Origin of the sequence: Micromonospora sp. NPDC005215 (assembly GCF_040607915.1) — a bacterium.
GTDB lineage: Bacteria > Actinomycetota > Actinomycetes > Mycobacteriales > Micromonosporaceae > Micromonospora.
On the sequence record NZ_JBEXHQ010000014.1, the window covers coordinates 125,274 to 139,082 of the forward strand.

Annotated in this window: 12 protein-coding genes; 5 read left to right on the forward strand and 7 right to left on the reverse strand. The window is 72.3% G+C overall.

The features are described 5' to 3' along the window. Window positions 1-220 precede the first annotated feature (220 nt). The 3 genes from ABZU25_RS13885 to ABZU25_RS13895 all read left to right on the forward strand — a co-directional run bounded on the left by ABZU25_RS13885 (window position 221) and on the right by ABZU25_RS13895 (window position 6,391). The gene (locus ABZU25_RS13885) at window positions 221-2,986 is read left to right on the forward strand and encodes a hypothetical protein (protein ID WP_355029679.1); all 2,766 of its coding nucleotides are present in this window, start codon (window positions 221-223) and stop codon (window positions 2,984-2,986) included. A gap of 81 nt (window positions 2,987-3,067) precedes the next feature. Continuing rightward, window positions 3,068-3,457 (forward strand): hypothetical protein, encoded by a 390-nt coding sequence (locus ABZU25_RS13890; protein WP_355029680.1) that lies wholly within the window; start codon window positions 3,068-3,070, stop codon window positions 3,455-3,457. Window positions 3,458-4,552: 1,095 nt separating this feature from the next. Then, the gene (locus tag ABZU25_RS13895) at window positions 4,553-6,391 is read left to right on the forward strand and encodes an NHL domain-containing thioredoxin family protein (protein WP_355029681.1); all 1,839 of its coding nucleotides are present in this window, start codon (window positions 4,553-4,555) and stop codon (window positions 6,389-6,391) included. A 34-nt stretch (window positions 6,392-6,425) separates the two neighbouring features. Here ABZU25_RS13895 and ABZU25_RS13900 read toward each other — a convergent pair whose 3' ends face one another. The 3 genes from ABZU25_RS13900 to ABZU25_RS13910 are packed head-to-tail and all read right to left on the reverse strand — an operon-like array spanning window position 6,426 to window position 8,672. Then, on the reverse strand, window positions 6,426-7,175 hold the full coding sequence (locus ABZU25_RS13900; protein ID WP_355029682.1) for a 5-oxoprolinase subunit PxpA: 750 nt from the start codon (window positions 7,173-7,175) through the stop codon (window positions 6,426-6,428). After that, window positions 7,159-8,022 carry a biotin-dependent carboxyltransferase family protein gene (locus ABZU25_RS13905; RefSeq protein WP_355029683.1) on the reverse strand — a complete coding sequence of 288 codons (864 nt, stop codon included), beginning with the start codon at window positions 8,020-8,022 and terminating at the stop codon, window positions 7,159-7,161. The genes ABZU25_RS13900 and ABZU25_RS13905 overlap by 17 nt, the downstream gene beginning before the upstream one ends. Then, entirely contained in the window at window positions 8,019-8,672 is a 654-nt protein-coding gene (locus tag ABZU25_RS13910) for an allophanate hydrolase subunit 1 (RefSeq protein WP_355029684.1), read from the reverse strand. Before ABZU25_RS13910 ends, ABZU25_RS13905 begins: the two co-directional genes overlap by 4 nt. 107 nt (window positions 8,673-8,779) lie before the next feature. Between ABZU25_RS13910 and ABZU25_RS13915 the strand changes: the two genes are divergently transcribed. After that, window positions 8,780-9,457, forward strand: coding sequence for a hemolysin III family protein (locus ABZU25_RS13915; protein WP_355029685.1), 678 nt, complete (start codon window positions 8,780-8,782; stop codon window positions 9,455-9,457). Between the two features lie 278 nt (window positions 9,458-9,735). Here ABZU25_RS13915 and ABZU25_RS13920 read toward each other — a convergent pair whose 3' ends face one another. After that, window positions 9,736-10,023, reverse strand: a complete 288-nt coding sequence (locus ABZU25_RS13920; protein ID WP_355029686.1) for a DUF6458 family protein — start codon at window positions 10,021-10,023, stop codon at window positions 9,736-9,738. Window positions 10,024-10,135: 112 nt separating this feature from the next. Here ABZU25_RS13920 and ABZU25_RS13925 point away from each other — a divergent pair, with 112 nt between their 5' ends. Then, on the forward strand, window positions 10,136-10,675 hold the full coding sequence (locus ABZU25_RS13925; protein ID WP_355029687.1) for a histidine phosphatase family protein: 540 nt from the start codon (window positions 10,136-10,138) through the stop codon (window positions 10,673-10,675). Between the two features lie 46 nt (window positions 10,676-10,721). On the opposite strand, the gene ABZU25_RS13930 is transcribed toward ABZU25_RS13925, so the two are convergent. The 3 genes from ABZU25_RS13930 to ABZU25_RS13940 all read right to left on the reverse strand — a co-directional run. Continuing rightward, window positions 10,722-10,991: a DUF6458 family protein gene (locus ABZU25_RS13930; protein WP_030487564.1), complete on the reverse strand. Its 270-nt coding sequence runs from the start codon at window positions 10,989-10,991 to the stop codon at window positions 10,722-10,724. A gap of 231 nt (window positions 10,992-11,222) precedes the next feature. Then, a complete protein-coding gene (locus ABZU25_RS13935) occupies window positions 11,223-13,079 on the reverse strand; it encodes an acyl-CoA dehydrogenase (RefSeq protein WP_355029697.1) in 1,857 nt (618 codons plus the stop codon). A 117-nt stretch (window positions 13,080-13,196) separates the two neighbouring features. Next, a partial coding sequence (locus ABZU25_RS13940) for a PP2C family protein-serine/threonine phosphatase (RefSeq protein WP_355029688.1) occupies window positions 13,197-13,809 on the reverse strand: 613 nt, incomplete at its 5' end.

The following is a 13,809-nucleotide window of genomic DNA, read 5'->3' on the forward strand; positions in this document are numbered from 1 at the left end:
GGCTTCGGTCGCCGCCCGCCGACCCGGCAGAGGCCGAGCACACCGAAGCTGCTCGACACCGACCGGCCACGGGGAGTGACGACCGGTGCTCCTTGGACGTGCCGTGCCGCCACCCGATACCGTGCGGGGAGCCGGCACAGCGGTACGCCGGTGACGCCGGCAGCATGCCGAGGAGACCGATCGGCACCGCGAGCCGACATGTGATGGAGGAGGCGCACCCATGACGTCCGAGGGCCCGCACCGCACCGGCCATGAGCCGGACGAGGTGTCACCGGGCGCCGGCGGACCGGCGCCGTACGGCGACCGCCCGGCGCAGCCGGACAACGGCCAGAACGCCGCCGGCCCCGACCTGGGCTGGGCACCCCCGCCACCGGCGCGGCCCGACGCGTCGACGCCGGCATGGGCGACCCAGTCCGAGCAACCACCGGCCCCCGCCTGGGGCGCCGCCCCCGCAGCGCAGCCCCACGACCCGCCCCAGCCGGCGTGGGCGGCCGGCGGTGGCGTGAGCGAGCCGCCGCAGCAGCAGCCCGGCACCTGGCCCGGCAGCGACGGCGCACCAGGCCCGGCGCAGCCGGCCTGGGCCGCACCGCAACAGCAGGGCTGGACGCCGGCTGAGCAGAGCACGCCCGCACCCACCTGGACTCCGAACGCCGCCGAGCAGCCCGACTGGGCGCAGGCCCAGCCGCCCGTGCGGGGCGCCGCGCAGGTGCCTCCGGCCACCACCGCCTGGCCCGCCCAGGAAGATCCGGCCAGCGCCGGCGGTTGGGGTGGCGCGGCGCAGAGCAACCCGCCCACCGCCGAGTGGCGCGGAGCCGAGGCGCAGCAGGCCGAGCCGCAGCAGGCCGCCAACTGGTCCGGCGGCGCCCAGCAGGACGAGACGCCCGGCAACGGTGGCTGGCCCGCCACCGCGGCGGGACGCGACGACCAGCCCGTGTGGACGCCGGCGGAGCAGTCGCCGCCGACGTGGGGTCAGCCCGCCGAACCGGCCGAGCAGCCCGCCCCCGGGTGGGGTCAGGCCGCCCAGCCCAACGCGGCCCGTGGCGCGGCCCAGGTGCCGGCACCGGCGACGAACTGGCCCGGCCAGGACGACCCGGCCCGCTCCGGTGGATGGGCCGCCCAGCAGCAGCAGCAGGCGCAGCCCACAGGGTGGGGTGACGGCGACGCGCGGCAGGACCAGCCCGGACAGCCGGCCGCCTGGGGCGATGCCGAGAGCCGTCCGCAGCAGCCCGATTGGGTGCTCTCGCCGCAGGACCAGCCCGCCGAGCGAGCGGAGCCGGTCGGGTGGACGCCCGCCGAGCAGAGCGGCCTGCCCTCCCGCGCCAGCGTCAGCGTGCCCGGCAGGGACGGCCCGCCCGCGGTCGAGCCGTGGGCACCCGGCGAGGTGTGGGGTCGCGCCGAAGCGGAAGCCTCCGCACAGGCCCGCGGCGGCTGGGAGGCGGACCGGGGCGACGAGGCACCGGCCTACCAACCCGGGCCCGCGCCGGGCATCTCACCGGCGAACGCGGTTCCGCTGCCTCCTCAGGAGCAGCGCGTGCCGGGCGCCAGCCTGGCGGCTGTCCCGCCGACCGACTACGCACCCCAAGCCCAGTTCGCACCGATCCCGGAGCAGCCCGCGTACGCCGAGCGGGAGATCCCGGACGCCGCCGCGCAGCACGAGGCGGACCCGGCCGGTTGGGGCCGCGCCGAGGACGCCCCCGCGAGTGGCGCTGTGGTACCAGCACCGCGTACCTCTCCGGAGTCCGGAGCGGGCCGCGCGGTGGTGCCGGTGTCGGACGCCGAGTCGGCAGCCGGCGCGGCGGCCCGGGCCACGGCAAGCGCTTCGGTGCCGCTGGCCAGCCGGGTGATGCCCCCGACCGACCAGGCCATCCGTCCGACTGGCACGGCCACACCACAACCCCGGGTGTACGGTCGGCCGGCTCGACCCGAGCCGGGGAACGAACCGGAGCCGGAGGCGTTCCAGGCCGACCCGGGTGCCGAGCGCCAGAGTGCACCCGACTGGCAGCACGACTCCCCGCGCCAGGTCACACCGGAGTGGCAGAACGATCCGCCCCGCCAGGTGACACCGGAGTGGCAGAACGACCCACCCCGGCAGGCCGCACCGGACTGGCAGAACGACTCGCAGCGGCAGGCCGCACCCGAGTGGCAGAACGACCCGCAGCGGCAGATCGGCCCCGGCTGGGGCGGCGAGCCCGCCGCCGAGCCGCGCTTCGAGGACCGGCAGCCCGCACCGAACGCGTTCGGTGCGGCCCCGTCGGCGCCGCCGGCCTTCCCGCCCGGCGTGCCGTCCTTCGTGGACGCGCCCGGCAACAACCGGCCGGTGAACGGCACGCGGCCGCACGGCGGTGCCGAGCGGCCGGCCGACCAGTTCGGCGGCCCCGGGTCGCCTGCCGCAGGCACCGCCACGGTCGGCGGCGCGTCGACCTTCGGCGCGCCCAACTACGGCGGACCGGCCTCCGGCGGGCCAGGCTTCGGCGGGCCGGGGTCCAGTGGGCCAGGCTTCGGCGGGCCGGCGATCGAGTCGGGACCGGGCAACAACTTCCCGCCGGCCTTCCCGCCACCGCAGCAGCCCGCGCCGTCCTGGGGCCAGGAGCCCGGCCAGTCGGATCATGGCCGGTTCGACGCGTTCAAGCCGGACGCCGAGGAGCCCAAGGCGGAGCCACCGACGCCGAAGGTCCGCAACGGTCGGGTGCTGGCCGCGGTACTGATCGCCGCGGTGCTCATCCTGGCGGTGCCGCTCGGCCTGCTGCTGCTCCTCGGAAAGGTCGGCAAGGACGACGCGCCGGCCTTCGACCCGGCGGTCGGCACCTGCGTGAAGCAGTCCGGCGAGGGTGGCGCCTCGGAGGCAGACTGCGGCGAGGCGGACGCCTTCACCATCGTCTCCAAGGTGGACGCGAAGGAGAAGTGCACCGACACGGCGCAGCCCCACGTGGTGCTGCCGGGTAGCGGCACCAACCGGGTGCTCTGCCTCAAGCCGGCCACCAAGTAACTCCACCGACGGCGGGGCCACGGGCAACCGTGGCCCCGCCGCCGTCGCACCCGAGCCGCTTGTCTCCGGCACAATCCGGTTGTGGAACGCGAGTTGGCGGCGGCGCTGGAGCCGATATTGTCCGATCTTGGGAAGCCTGGCGGGGTTCAGCCCGACCTTCGCGATGAACCGTGGCGGGACGGCGACCCACAGACGGCCAGCGCGTTCCTCTACGCTTCCGACGGCTCCGGCCAGGGGATCTCGATCATTCTTGGCCAACCGGCCGCGACCCAGATCGTCGCGCTCGCCGACCAGGTTCAGGAATGGGCGGTGGAGGCCTTGTGGTCACTGGGCCGCGCCACCAACTGGCCGCCCTGCCCGCACCATCCCGCACGCCACCCCCTGACAGCGGTGGTGTCCACTGGCCGAGCGGTCTGGGCTTGTCCCACCCTCGGGACCGAGATCAGCGATATTGGGAGACTAGCCAGCTAGACGAGTCAGCCCTGACTGCTCTGCCCAGCGACACCTAGGCCTGGCTCGGGCTGTGGACGCAGCCGGCGGCCGGAGGTGACCGTCGGTCACCTCCGTGGGCACGGATGCGGTAGTGACTGATATACCTCAGAGTCATATTTATACCTCTGAGGTATATCGCTCAACAGCACATCACATGTGGGCCAGCCACAGCGGATGGCGAGCGCCCTTTGCCGCGCCCGTAGCCCCGTCCTGACCCCCGCGCTTACATCGCTGCTCCCGCCGGGGCCGCCGACGCCCTCGCCGCCGCCGTGGCCGCCCTGCTGGACGCTGCTATCTGGTCACCACCGCGACCGCCGCTGATCCGGCCGACGCGGACGACCTCGTCGCCCTGGTCGCCGACGACATGGACGCCGCCCGCGCGGCTCACGTCGTCGTGATTCTGCCCGGGGCCGAGGACTTCCTTGAGTCTGTCTACGCCGGGCTTCACGGCGTGCCGGTCGTGACCCTGGCCGACGTTCCGGCCTACCTGCGTCGCCTGGCCCTTCCGTGCGTCTGGCGATGGTTACCTAGACAAGCCGATGCAAGCAAAGCCGGGAGCGATTGCCTTGCCGCCCACGAACCCGGCGGGACCGTTCATCCCGCCCTTCACGGCCAGCCGTCCAAACCGCGTCCCGGCGCACCGCTGGCTGTTGGGGGCGCGGTGACGACCGAAGGCGGATTCAAAGCTGGCGACATCGTCCATCTGACGGCCGCTGCGGCATCCTCTGGCCCTGCTCGGCTGCGAAGCTGCGCCTCCTCGGCCAGTACCGCAACGATCGACCGGGGCTGTTGGTGCACATGACGAAGGTCCAGGAGGAGGCGGCGGCCGACCTGGCCAAACTCAACCCGGGCACCGTGCTTCCCGACCTGACGCCCCGCTTCGTTGGGTGGGCCGAGGCCCGTTAGGCCCGCCGACCGCCCAAGGTCCGCACGCAGAGCCCGACCCCACCAACCGGAAGACCGCCCAGCAGGCCCATCACCGCAAGGTTGACTGTCCGGCGGCGCTAGGACTCCTCAGGCGGTCTGTCGTCCGGGTCACGGCGGCCGGGACTGCGGCGTGGCAGGCTGGCGGGCATGGGAACGACAGCGCGTGTACGTGCGCCCGAACTGCGGGGCCGCCAGTGGCTCAACACGGGCGGACGCAACCTCACCTTGCAGGACCTTCGCGGCAAGATCGTGATCGCGGATTTTTGGACGTTCTGCTGCATCAACTGCCTCCACGTGCTCGACGAGTTGCGCCCGCTGGAGGATAAGTACGGCGACGTGCTCGTCGTGATCGGTGTGCACTCGCCGAAGTTCGAGCACGAGAAGGACGCCGACGCGCTCGTCGCGGCCGTCGAGCGGTACGGGGTGCACCACCCCGTACTCGACGATCCTGAGATGGACATGTGGCAGCAGTACGCGGCCCGCGCCTGGCCGACCCTGTCGGTGATCGACCCCGAGGGTTACGTGGTGGCCACCATGGCGGGCGAGGGTCACGCCGAAGGGTTGGCCCGGTTGATCGACGAGCTGATCGCCACCCACGAGGCCAAGGGCACCCTGCATCGGGGTGACGGCCCGTACGTTCCGCCGCCGGCCCCGGAAACGGCGCTGCGCTTCCCGGGTAAGGCGGTGCTGCTGCCGAACGGGAACCTGCTGGTCTCGGACTCGGCCCGGCACTCCCTGGTCGAGGTGGCTCCCGACGGCGAGACGCCGGTGCGCCGGATCGGCTCGGGCGAGCGGGGCCGGGCCGACGGGCCGGGTGCCGCGGCGACGTTCTCCGAGCCGCAGGGGGTGTGCCTGCTGCCCACACATGTCGCCGAGATCGCCGGCTACGACCTGGTGGTGGCCGACACGGTCAACCACCTGCTGCGTGGCGTACGGCTGGAGTCCGGCGAGGTCGTCACCGTGGCCGGCAGCGGCCGGCAGTGGCGTGCCGAGGTCGACGACCACGCCCACGACGCGCTCGCGGTGGATCTCTCCTCCCCGTGGGATCTGGCCTGGTACGACGACAAGCTGATCATCGCGATGGCCGGCATCCACCAGCTCTGGTGGTTCGACCCGATCAAGCGGACCGCCGGCATGTACGCCGGCACCACTGTCGAGGCGCTGCGGGACGGCCCGCTGGCCGAGGCGTGGATGGCGCAGCCGTCGGGGCTGTCCGTCTCCACCGACGGCACCCGGCTCTGGATCGCCGACAGCGAGACCAGCGCACTGCGGTACGTCGAGAACGGTGTGCTGGGCACCGCCGTCGGGCAGGGCCTGTTCGACTTCGGGCACGTGGACGGTCCGGCAGAGTCGGCGCTGCTGCAACACCCGCTGGGTGTGTGCGCGCTGCCGGACGGCTCGGTGCTGATCGCGGACACGTACAACGGCGCGGTTCGTCGCTTCGACCCGGCCACCAACCAGGTCTCCACCGTCGCCGACGGGTTGGCGGAGCCGAGCGACCTGGTGCTCAGCCCGGCCGGCGAGGTGCTGGTGGTGGAGTCCGCCGCGCACCGGCTGACCCGGCTCGCCCCGGGTGCCCTGTCGGCGGCGGGTGCCAGCACGGTCGACGGTCCCCGGCACCGTACCGAGCGCAAGCCGACCGACGTCGCGGCCGGTGAGGTCACCCTGGACATCGTCTTCACCCCGGCGCCGGGGCAGAAGCTGGACGAGACGTTCGGGCCGTCTACCCGGTTGGTGGTCTCCGCGTCCCCGCCGGAGCTGCTGGTGGATGGTGCCGGCACGGGCACCGAGCTGTCCCGTCGGCTGGTGCTCAGCGCCGAGGTCACCGCCGGGGTGCTTCAGGTGACCGCCCAGGCGGCCACCTGCGACGCGGACGTCGAACACGCGGCGTGCCACCTGACCCGGCAGGACTGGGGCGTACCGGTCCGGGTTGTCGACGGCGCCGTGACCCGCCTGCCGCTGGTGCTGCGCGGCCTGGACGCGTGAGGTGATCGGAGGGGCCCGCCGGGCCCCTCCGGCCTCACGCGAAGGGGGCCAGGGTGATGCCGGCGTCGATCAGGCTGGCGCGGACGAGTTCGGCGGCGGAGACCGCGCCCGGGGTGTCGCCGTGCACGCAGATCGAATCGACCGCGCAGGGAATGACGGTGCCGTCCACCGCCACCACGCTCCGTTCGGTGGCCATCCGCGCGGCCCGTTCGGCCACCTGCTCCGGGTCGGTGATCACCGCGCCGGGTGTGCCGCGCGGCACCAACGCCCCGTTGGGCAGGTAGGCACGGTCGGCGAAGGCCTCCGCGACGACCGGCAGACCCGCGCCGACGGCGAGTTGGGCGAGCGTCGAGCCGGGTAGGCAGAGCACCGGCAGCTCACTGTCGTAGCCGCTGACCGCCGCGACCACCGCCGCCGCCTGGGACTCGTTGGTGCTTGCCGCGTGGTAGAGCGCGCCGTGCGGTTTGAGGTAGCGGACCCGGGTGCCGAACAGCCGGCAGAACGCGTCCAACGCCCCCAGCTGGTAGGTCACCTCGTCGCGTAGCTCGGCGAAGTCGTACGCGATGTGCCGTCGACCGAAGCCGGCCAGGTCCCGGTAGCCGACCTGCGCGCCCACCGCGACCCCGCGCCGCGCGGCCCCCTCGCAGACCCGCCGCATGGTGGACGGGTCACCGCCGTGGAAGCCGCAGGCGACGTTGGCGGAGGTGACGAGGCTCAGCAGCGCCTCGTCGTCACCGAGCCGCCAGATGCCGAATCCCTCACCCAGGTCAGCGTTGAGGTCCATGGAATCTGACGGTAGTCCCTGGCCGGGCCTGCGCGAGCGCTGTCACGTCGGTGACCACCCCGATGACGGGGTATCCACCGGTGGTCGGATGGTCGGCGAGGAAGATCAGGGGCTGTCCGTTCGCCGGCACCTGCACCGCGCCGAGCACGATGCCCTCGCTTGGCAGTTCGCCGGCCACCGCGCGGGGCAGCGCCGCGCCGGCGAGCCGCGCGCCGACCCGGTTGCTCACCGGGCTGATGGTGTACGCGGTGCCGAACAGCCGGTCGAGCGCGGTCGGCGTGAACCAGTCCTCCCGAGGGCCGGGACGCAGCATCAGCTGCAGCTCCGATGCCGGCGCGGAGCAGACGGTCAAATCCACCGGCGCGGGTGGGCCGGGTGGCTCGCCGAGCGGCAGCCGGTCGCCATCGCGCAGCGGAGCCGGGCCGAGCCCGGACAGGGTGTCGGTGGCCCGACTGCCGAGCACCGGCGGCACGTCGATGCCACCCGCCACCGCCAACCAACTCCGTACGCCCCGACGGGCCGGGCCGATCCGCAGCACCGTCCCAGCCGGCACGGTAAGCGGTCGTCCGGTGTCACCGGGCCGATCGCCTGCCTGGACCGTCACCTCGGCACCGGTGACCGCCACCGTGGTGGCCCGGGTCAGCCGCAGTGTGCAGCCGGACAGGGTGACCTCCAGGCCGGCGGCGTGCTCCGGGTTGCCGACCAGCCGGTTGGCCAGCCGCAGCGCCGCCGGGTCGAGGGCGCCGGAGCGCGGTACGCCCAGATGCGCCCAACCGGGCCGGCCCAGGTCCTGCACTGTGGTGAGCGCACCGGCGCGAAGCACCTCGACAGCGGCCGGACGGGTCATGCCGCCACCATCCGGACCCGGGCGCCCGGTCCGAGTCGGGCCGGCGGGTCGGCGTACACGTCGAAGAGGACCAATTCGGTCCGGCCGACCAGCAGCCAACCCCCGGGGGACGCGCTCGGGTAAATACCGGCGTACGGGCCGGCCAGGGCGACCGACCCGGCCGGCACCCGGGGGCGGGGTGTGGCCAGCCGGGGCAACGCCAGCTCGTCGGGCAGCCCGGTCAGGTAGGGAAACCCCGGTGCGAACCCGCAGAACGCGACCCGGAACCGGGTGCCGGTCAGCCGGCGCAGCACGGCGGGCACGTCCACGCCCCAGTGCTCGGCCACCACCGGCAGGTCCGGCCCGTCGAAGAAGACCGGTACGTCCACGTCCGCCGCGTCGTCGTCGCTGTCGTCCTCGGCTTTGACGTCGACCTTGGCGACGCCGGGTGCCCATCGGGCCAACTGCTCGGCCGTGGTGGTTGGGTCGGGCAGGCCGTCGAGCAGGACCGTGCTGGCCGCCGGCACGATCTCAACGGCGATCAGGTCACCCTGCGCCCGACGCCGCCACAGCTCGGCCCGCCACGCTTCCACAAGCGCGGCTTCGGAAACGTCGGCGGGGGCGGTGCAGTCGAGGAGCAGGGCGTGCGCCCCGACGGGTCGGATCCGCATCCGCTCATCCTCGCCGATGTCGTGCCGATACGGAGTTCACGATGACGGTGCCGGGCGTCACCAACACCACTACTTGCAAGTAACCTACGGTGCCGTAGCCTGGCTACGTGAGTACCTCCGCCCCGCTTCGCCTGAAGCCGGTCGACATCGGTAAGCCCCGGATGCGCGGCTGGCTACACACGTACGCCTTCTTTGTGGCCCTGGTCTGTGGCGTCGTGCTCTGCTCGATCGCCGCCACCCGTCCGGGATGGGCACCCCTGGTCAGCTGCCTGATCTACAGCGTCACGGTGTGCGGGCTCTTCGGCACCAGCGCGCTCTATCACCGTCGGGTGTGGTCGGAGCGCGGCTACCAGGTGATGCGCCGAATGGACCACTCGATGATCTTCGTGTTCATCGCCGGCACGTACACACCCCTCTGCACGATGCTGCTCGCGCCCCGGCCGGCCACCGTGATGCTGGCCCTGGTCTGGGGTGGCGCACTGGCCGGCGTGGCGGTCACGGTGGTCTGGCCGCACGCGCCGCGCTGGGTGTCCGCGCCGCTCTACCTGGCGCTGGGCTGGGTGGCGGTGGCCATGCTGCCGGAGATCCTGCACGGCGGCGGCGTCGCGGCACTGGCATTGCTGATCGCCGGTGGCGCGATCTACAGCATCGGGGCGGTCTGCTACGCGTTGCGCCGACCCAACCCGTGGCCGACCGTCTTCGGTCATCACGAGTTCTTCCACGCCTGCACGCTGCTGGCAGCGCTCTGCCACCACATCGCGATCTACTTCGCGCTCTTCGCCTGACCCCCGCAGACCAACCCCATAGCGAGCCCCCCACCACGCGGGCCGCCCCCGCTCCTGACCGTGCCAGCCCACCCCGCCAAGATCCGCGCAACTTCGGGGAAACTGCTGCGTCGAAGGCCCCGCAGGCAGCAGTTTCCCCGAAACTGCGCGGGATTCCGCTCGCCGGTGACCGGCGACGCCCTCGGCGGGGTCATCAGGGGGCGGGTGAGCGGGTGGGCGGGCGACACGCGAGCCGGGGCCCCGCGACGCTGCGGGACCCCGGAGTTCGCGAGCGAGGATCAGATCGGCCGGCCCGGCCGACGCACCTCGCGGTACTCCTGCACGACCTGGTTGTCCTGGACCGGCACGACCCGGTCAGCCACCACGCGCTCTTCGCGGACCGGCGCGGCGACCACAGGGCGACGGCGGCTGTTCCAGAAGTAGACGGTGGTGATCAGGCCGGCGACACCGGCCAACATCAGCACCCAGCCGACCACGGACAGGTCCAGCCAGCCCAGATCGGCCTCCACGGCGAATGCGAGGATCGCGCCCAGCGCGATCAAGAAGATGCTGCCACCAATGCCCATGTCTCGCTCCTCGGCTCTAACCTGGCGTACGACGCGCCGCGGCCGTCGGTAGGGGTGCGGCATCCATCGACTTACCCAGGCACGGAGATCGCCAATCGGGCAAGCTGGGGGCATGACGGACGCCGACCCCGAGACGCGGACACTGGTGTTGCTGCGCCACGCGAAGGCCGAGCAGGGCAGCGACGCGGCAGACGATGACCAGCGCCCGCTCAGCGCCCGCGGGGAGGCCGACGCGGCAGGGGCTGGCGCCTGGTTGGCGCACCACGGGTTGCTGCCCGACGTGGTGATCTGCTCGACGGCCAGGCGTACCCGGCAGACCTGGCACGGGGTGGCGATGGGGATGACCGGCGCACCGCCGGAGGGTGGCCCGACCGGTCCTCGGCCGACGGTCCGTTACGAGCCCGGCGCGTACGACGCTCACCCGGAGGAGTTGTTGGCGCTGGTCCGTACGGTCGACGCGGCGGCCCGCACGGCACTGTTGATTGCCCACAATCCGGGCATCTCGCTGCTCGCGGCCCTCCTCGACCCGGAGGGTGCGCCCGATGAGGGTTTGCGGACCGCCGAACTGGCGGTGCACCGTGGCCGGTTCGCCTGGGCGCAGTTGGGGCGGGCGGGAGCGCCGATCACGGCACGGCACACGGCACGCGGCTGAGCCACCCGTCGATGATCGACGGATGGCTCAGGGGGTCGTGCCGGCGTCAGGACGGCGGCGCGGTTGGTGGCGGTGGGTCTGGCGGTGGCGGCATCATCGCCGTCGGATGGGAGAGCCGGTTCTCCTCCACGATGAGGGTCCGGGCCCGCTTCCGTCGGTCCTGCCAGAACCAGACAGTGGTCAGCAGTACGGCCAGCCCGGCCAGGATGAACACCCAGCCGACCGCCCGCACGTCGATCCACCAGACGTTGGCCCTCAGTGCGAAGGTCAGGATCGCGCCGATCGCGATGAGAAAAATGCCGCTTCCTACACCCATGTGCGCTGCACTCCCCCGTGCGGTGGCTCTGGGCGTTCCCTTTCGAGGTCACGCGACGGTTACCCGCCACGCCTGCGGCATACCCGACCGGGCTCGCCCAATACGTGGCGCGAGGCGGGGAGGGTCACCCACCCACGGACACGGCGACGGCCGGCGGGGCAGCGCCCCACCGGCCGTCGGTGTCGGTCCCGGGTGGTGCGACCCGGGACCGTCAGCCGTGCCGTGGCACGGTCAGAAGGCCTCCTCCGGGAGGTCCATGATGTCGAGGTCGGTGCTCTCGATGATCCGTCGGTCGGCGCCGATGCGGGGCAGCACCTCGCGGGCGAAGAAGCGGGCAGCTGCCACCTTGCCGGTGTAGAACGCCTTGTCGCTGGCGGAGACCTCGCCGGCCAGCGCCTTCAGCGCCACGTCGGCCTGCCGCTGGAGCAGCCAGCCGACCACCAGGTCGCCGATCGCCAACAGGAAGCGCCGGCTGCTCAGCCCGACCTTGTAGAGCGCGCGGGTGTCGCCGCCCTGCGCCTCGCCCAGCCAACCGGTCAGCACACCGAGGATGTTCTGCACCTCGGCGAGCGCCTTGCCGAGCGCCTGCCGCTCCTCCTTGAGCTGGCCGTTGCCCGCCTCGGAGGAGATGAACTCCTGGATCTCGCCGGCGACCGCCAGCAGCGCCTTGCCGTTGTCCCGAACGATCTTGCGGAAGATCAGGTCCAGGCTCTGGATGGCGGTGGTGCCCTCGTACAGGGTATCGATCTTGGCGTCGCGGACGTACTGCTCCAGCGGGTAGTCCTGGAGGAACCCGGAGCCGCCGAAGGTCTGTAGGGCCTCGTGCCCGAGCATCTCGTACGCCCGCTCCGAACCGACGCCCTTGACCAGCGGCAACAGCAGGTCGTTCACCCGCTTGGCCAGCTTGGTGGCCTTCTCGTCGCCGGCGGCCTCGGCGATGGCGACCTTGTCCTGCCAGGTGGCGGTGTAGAGGACAAGGGCACGAAGACCCTCGGCGTACGACTTCTGCAGCAGCAGCGAGCGACGGACGTCCGGGTGGTGGGTGATGGTGACGCGCGGGGCGGTCTTGTCCGCCTGCTGGATCAGGTCGGCGCCCTGCACCCGGCTCTTCGCGTACTCGAGGGCGTTGAGGTAGCCGGTGGAGAGGGTGGCGATGGCCTTCGTGCCGACCAGCATCCGGGCGTACTCGATGATCATGAACATCTGCCGGATGCCGTCGTGCCTGTCGCCCAGCAGCCAGCCCTTTGCCGGTACGCCGTGCTCGCCGAAGGTCAGCTCGCAGGTGTTGGAGACCTTCAGGCCCATCTTGTGCTCGACGTTCGTGGTGTAGACGCCGTTGCGCTCACCCAACTCGCCGGTGGTCTCGTCGAAGTGGAACTTCGGCACCACGAAGAGCGACAGACCCTTCGTGCCGGGGCCACCGACGCCCTCCACCCCGACCGGGCGGGCCAGCACGTAGTGCACGATGTTGTCGCTCAGGTCGTGCTCACCCGAGGTGATGAAGCGCTTCACGCCCTCGATGTGCCAGGAGCCGTCGGGCTGCTGGGTGGCACGGGCGCGGCCGGCGCCGACGTCCGAGCCGGCGTCCGGCTCGGTGAGCACCATCGTGGAGCCCCACTGCTTGTCGATGAAGAGCTTGGCCCACTTCTTCTGCCGCTCGGTGCCCTCGACGTGCAGGACGTGCGCGAAGGACGGGCCGGAGGCGTACATCCAGATGGGAGCGTTCGAGCCGAGCACCAGCTCGGCGAGGGCCCACCAGAGGGCGCGCGGCGCGTTCGTGCCACCCAGAGCCGGCGGGAGGTCGAGCCGCCAGAACTCGGAGTCCATGAATGCCTGGTAGGACTTCTTGAACGACGCCGGCAGCGGCGCGGTGTGCGTGGCCGGGTCGAACACCGGCGGGTTGCGGTCACTGTCGGTGTAGCTGGCGGCCAGGTCCTCACGCGCGAGTCGGTCAAGCTCGGCGAGGAAGCTGCGGGCGGTGTCGGTGTCGAGATCCGAGTACGGCTCCTGGCCGAACGACCGGTCGGCACCGAAGACCTCGAACAGGTTGAACTCAAGGTCCCGCAGGTTGCTCTTGTAGTGGGTCATGCTCACTGGCCCCGCTTCCGGACAGGTGTTACCGATCAGTAACCCCGACTGTATTACTCGCGGGTAGGCAGCGACAAGCGGATCACCCAAGTGACGGCGATTACACACCCGCTCCGGTCAGCTCTCGGCGGCACCGACTTCCCAACTCGGGACGGCCGCAGCCGCGCCGGTACGAGCACCGACGTACTCCATCAGGACCAGGGCGATGTCGTCGTCGAGCCGGCCGTGAACCCACTCGATCAGGGCGGTCTCCAGGGAGGCCAGCCCGTCGGCGACAGTGCCGTGACCCAGCAGCCGCCAGGCGCGGTCGGCGGTGGGGAAGAACTCACCATCCCGCCGCGCCTCGCCGAGGCCGTCGGTGAACAGCAGCAGCCGGTCTCCCGGCTCCAGGCGCTCGACGCGGGGCCGGACCACCGGCATGAACCCGAGCGGGGGCGCCGGCGCCGGCGGTTCCAGCGGGATCACCGCGCCCCGGCGCAGCAGCAGCGGTGACGGATGCCCGCAGTTGACGATGGTGAGTGTGCCGCCGCGCTCCTCGACCAGCGCCGCGGTCACGAAGTCCTCGTCGCCGACGTTGCGGGCCACCGCGCGGTCCAGGTCGGCGACGACGGCGCGCAGGTCGGCCCGCTCGTACGCCACGTGCCGGTAGGAGCCGAGAACGATGCTCGCCAGCCGTACCGCGTCCAGACCCTTGCCGCGCACGTCACCGATGATCATGCGCACGCCGTAG

Bases quoted from the DNA above. Each gene is read 5' to 3' on its own strand.
- ABZU25_RS13885 (WP_355029679.1), top strand. From the start codon at position 221: ATGACGTCCGAGGGCCCGCACCGCACCGGCCATGAGCCGGACGAGGTG.
- ABZU25_RS13895 (WP_355029681.1), top strand. From the start codon at position 4,553: ATGGGAACGACAGCGCGTGTACGTGCGCCCGAACTGCGGGGCCGCCAG.
- ABZU25_RS13900 (WP_355029682.1), bottom strand. From the start codon at position 7,175: ATGGACCTCAACGCTGACCTGGGTGAGGGATTCGGCATCTGGCGGCTC.
- ABZU25_RS13905 (WP_355029683.1), bottom strand. From the start codon at position 8,022: ATGACCCGTCCGGCCGCTGTCGAGGTGCTTCGCGCCGGTGCGCTCACC.
- ABZU25_RS13910 (WP_355029684.1), bottom strand. From the start codon at position 8,672: ATGCGGATCCGACCCGTCGGGGCGCACGCCCTGCTCCTCGACTGCACC.
- ABZU25_RS13920 (WP_355029686.1), bottom strand. From the start codon at position 10,023: ATGGGCATTGGTGGCAGCATCTTCTTGATCGCGCTGGGCGCGATCCTC.
- ABZU25_RS13925 (WP_355029687.1), top strand. From the start codon at position 10,136: ATGACGGACGCCGACCCCGAGACGCGGACACTGGTGTTGCTGCGCCAC.
- ABZU25_RS13930 (WP_030487564.1), bottom strand. From the start codon at position 10,991: ATGGGTGTAGGAAGCGGCATTTTTCTCATCGCGATCGGCGCGATCCTG.
- ABZU25_RS13935 (WP_355029697.1), bottom strand. From the start codon at position 13,079: ATGACCCACTACAAGAGCAACCTGCGGGACCTTGAGTTCAACCTGTTC.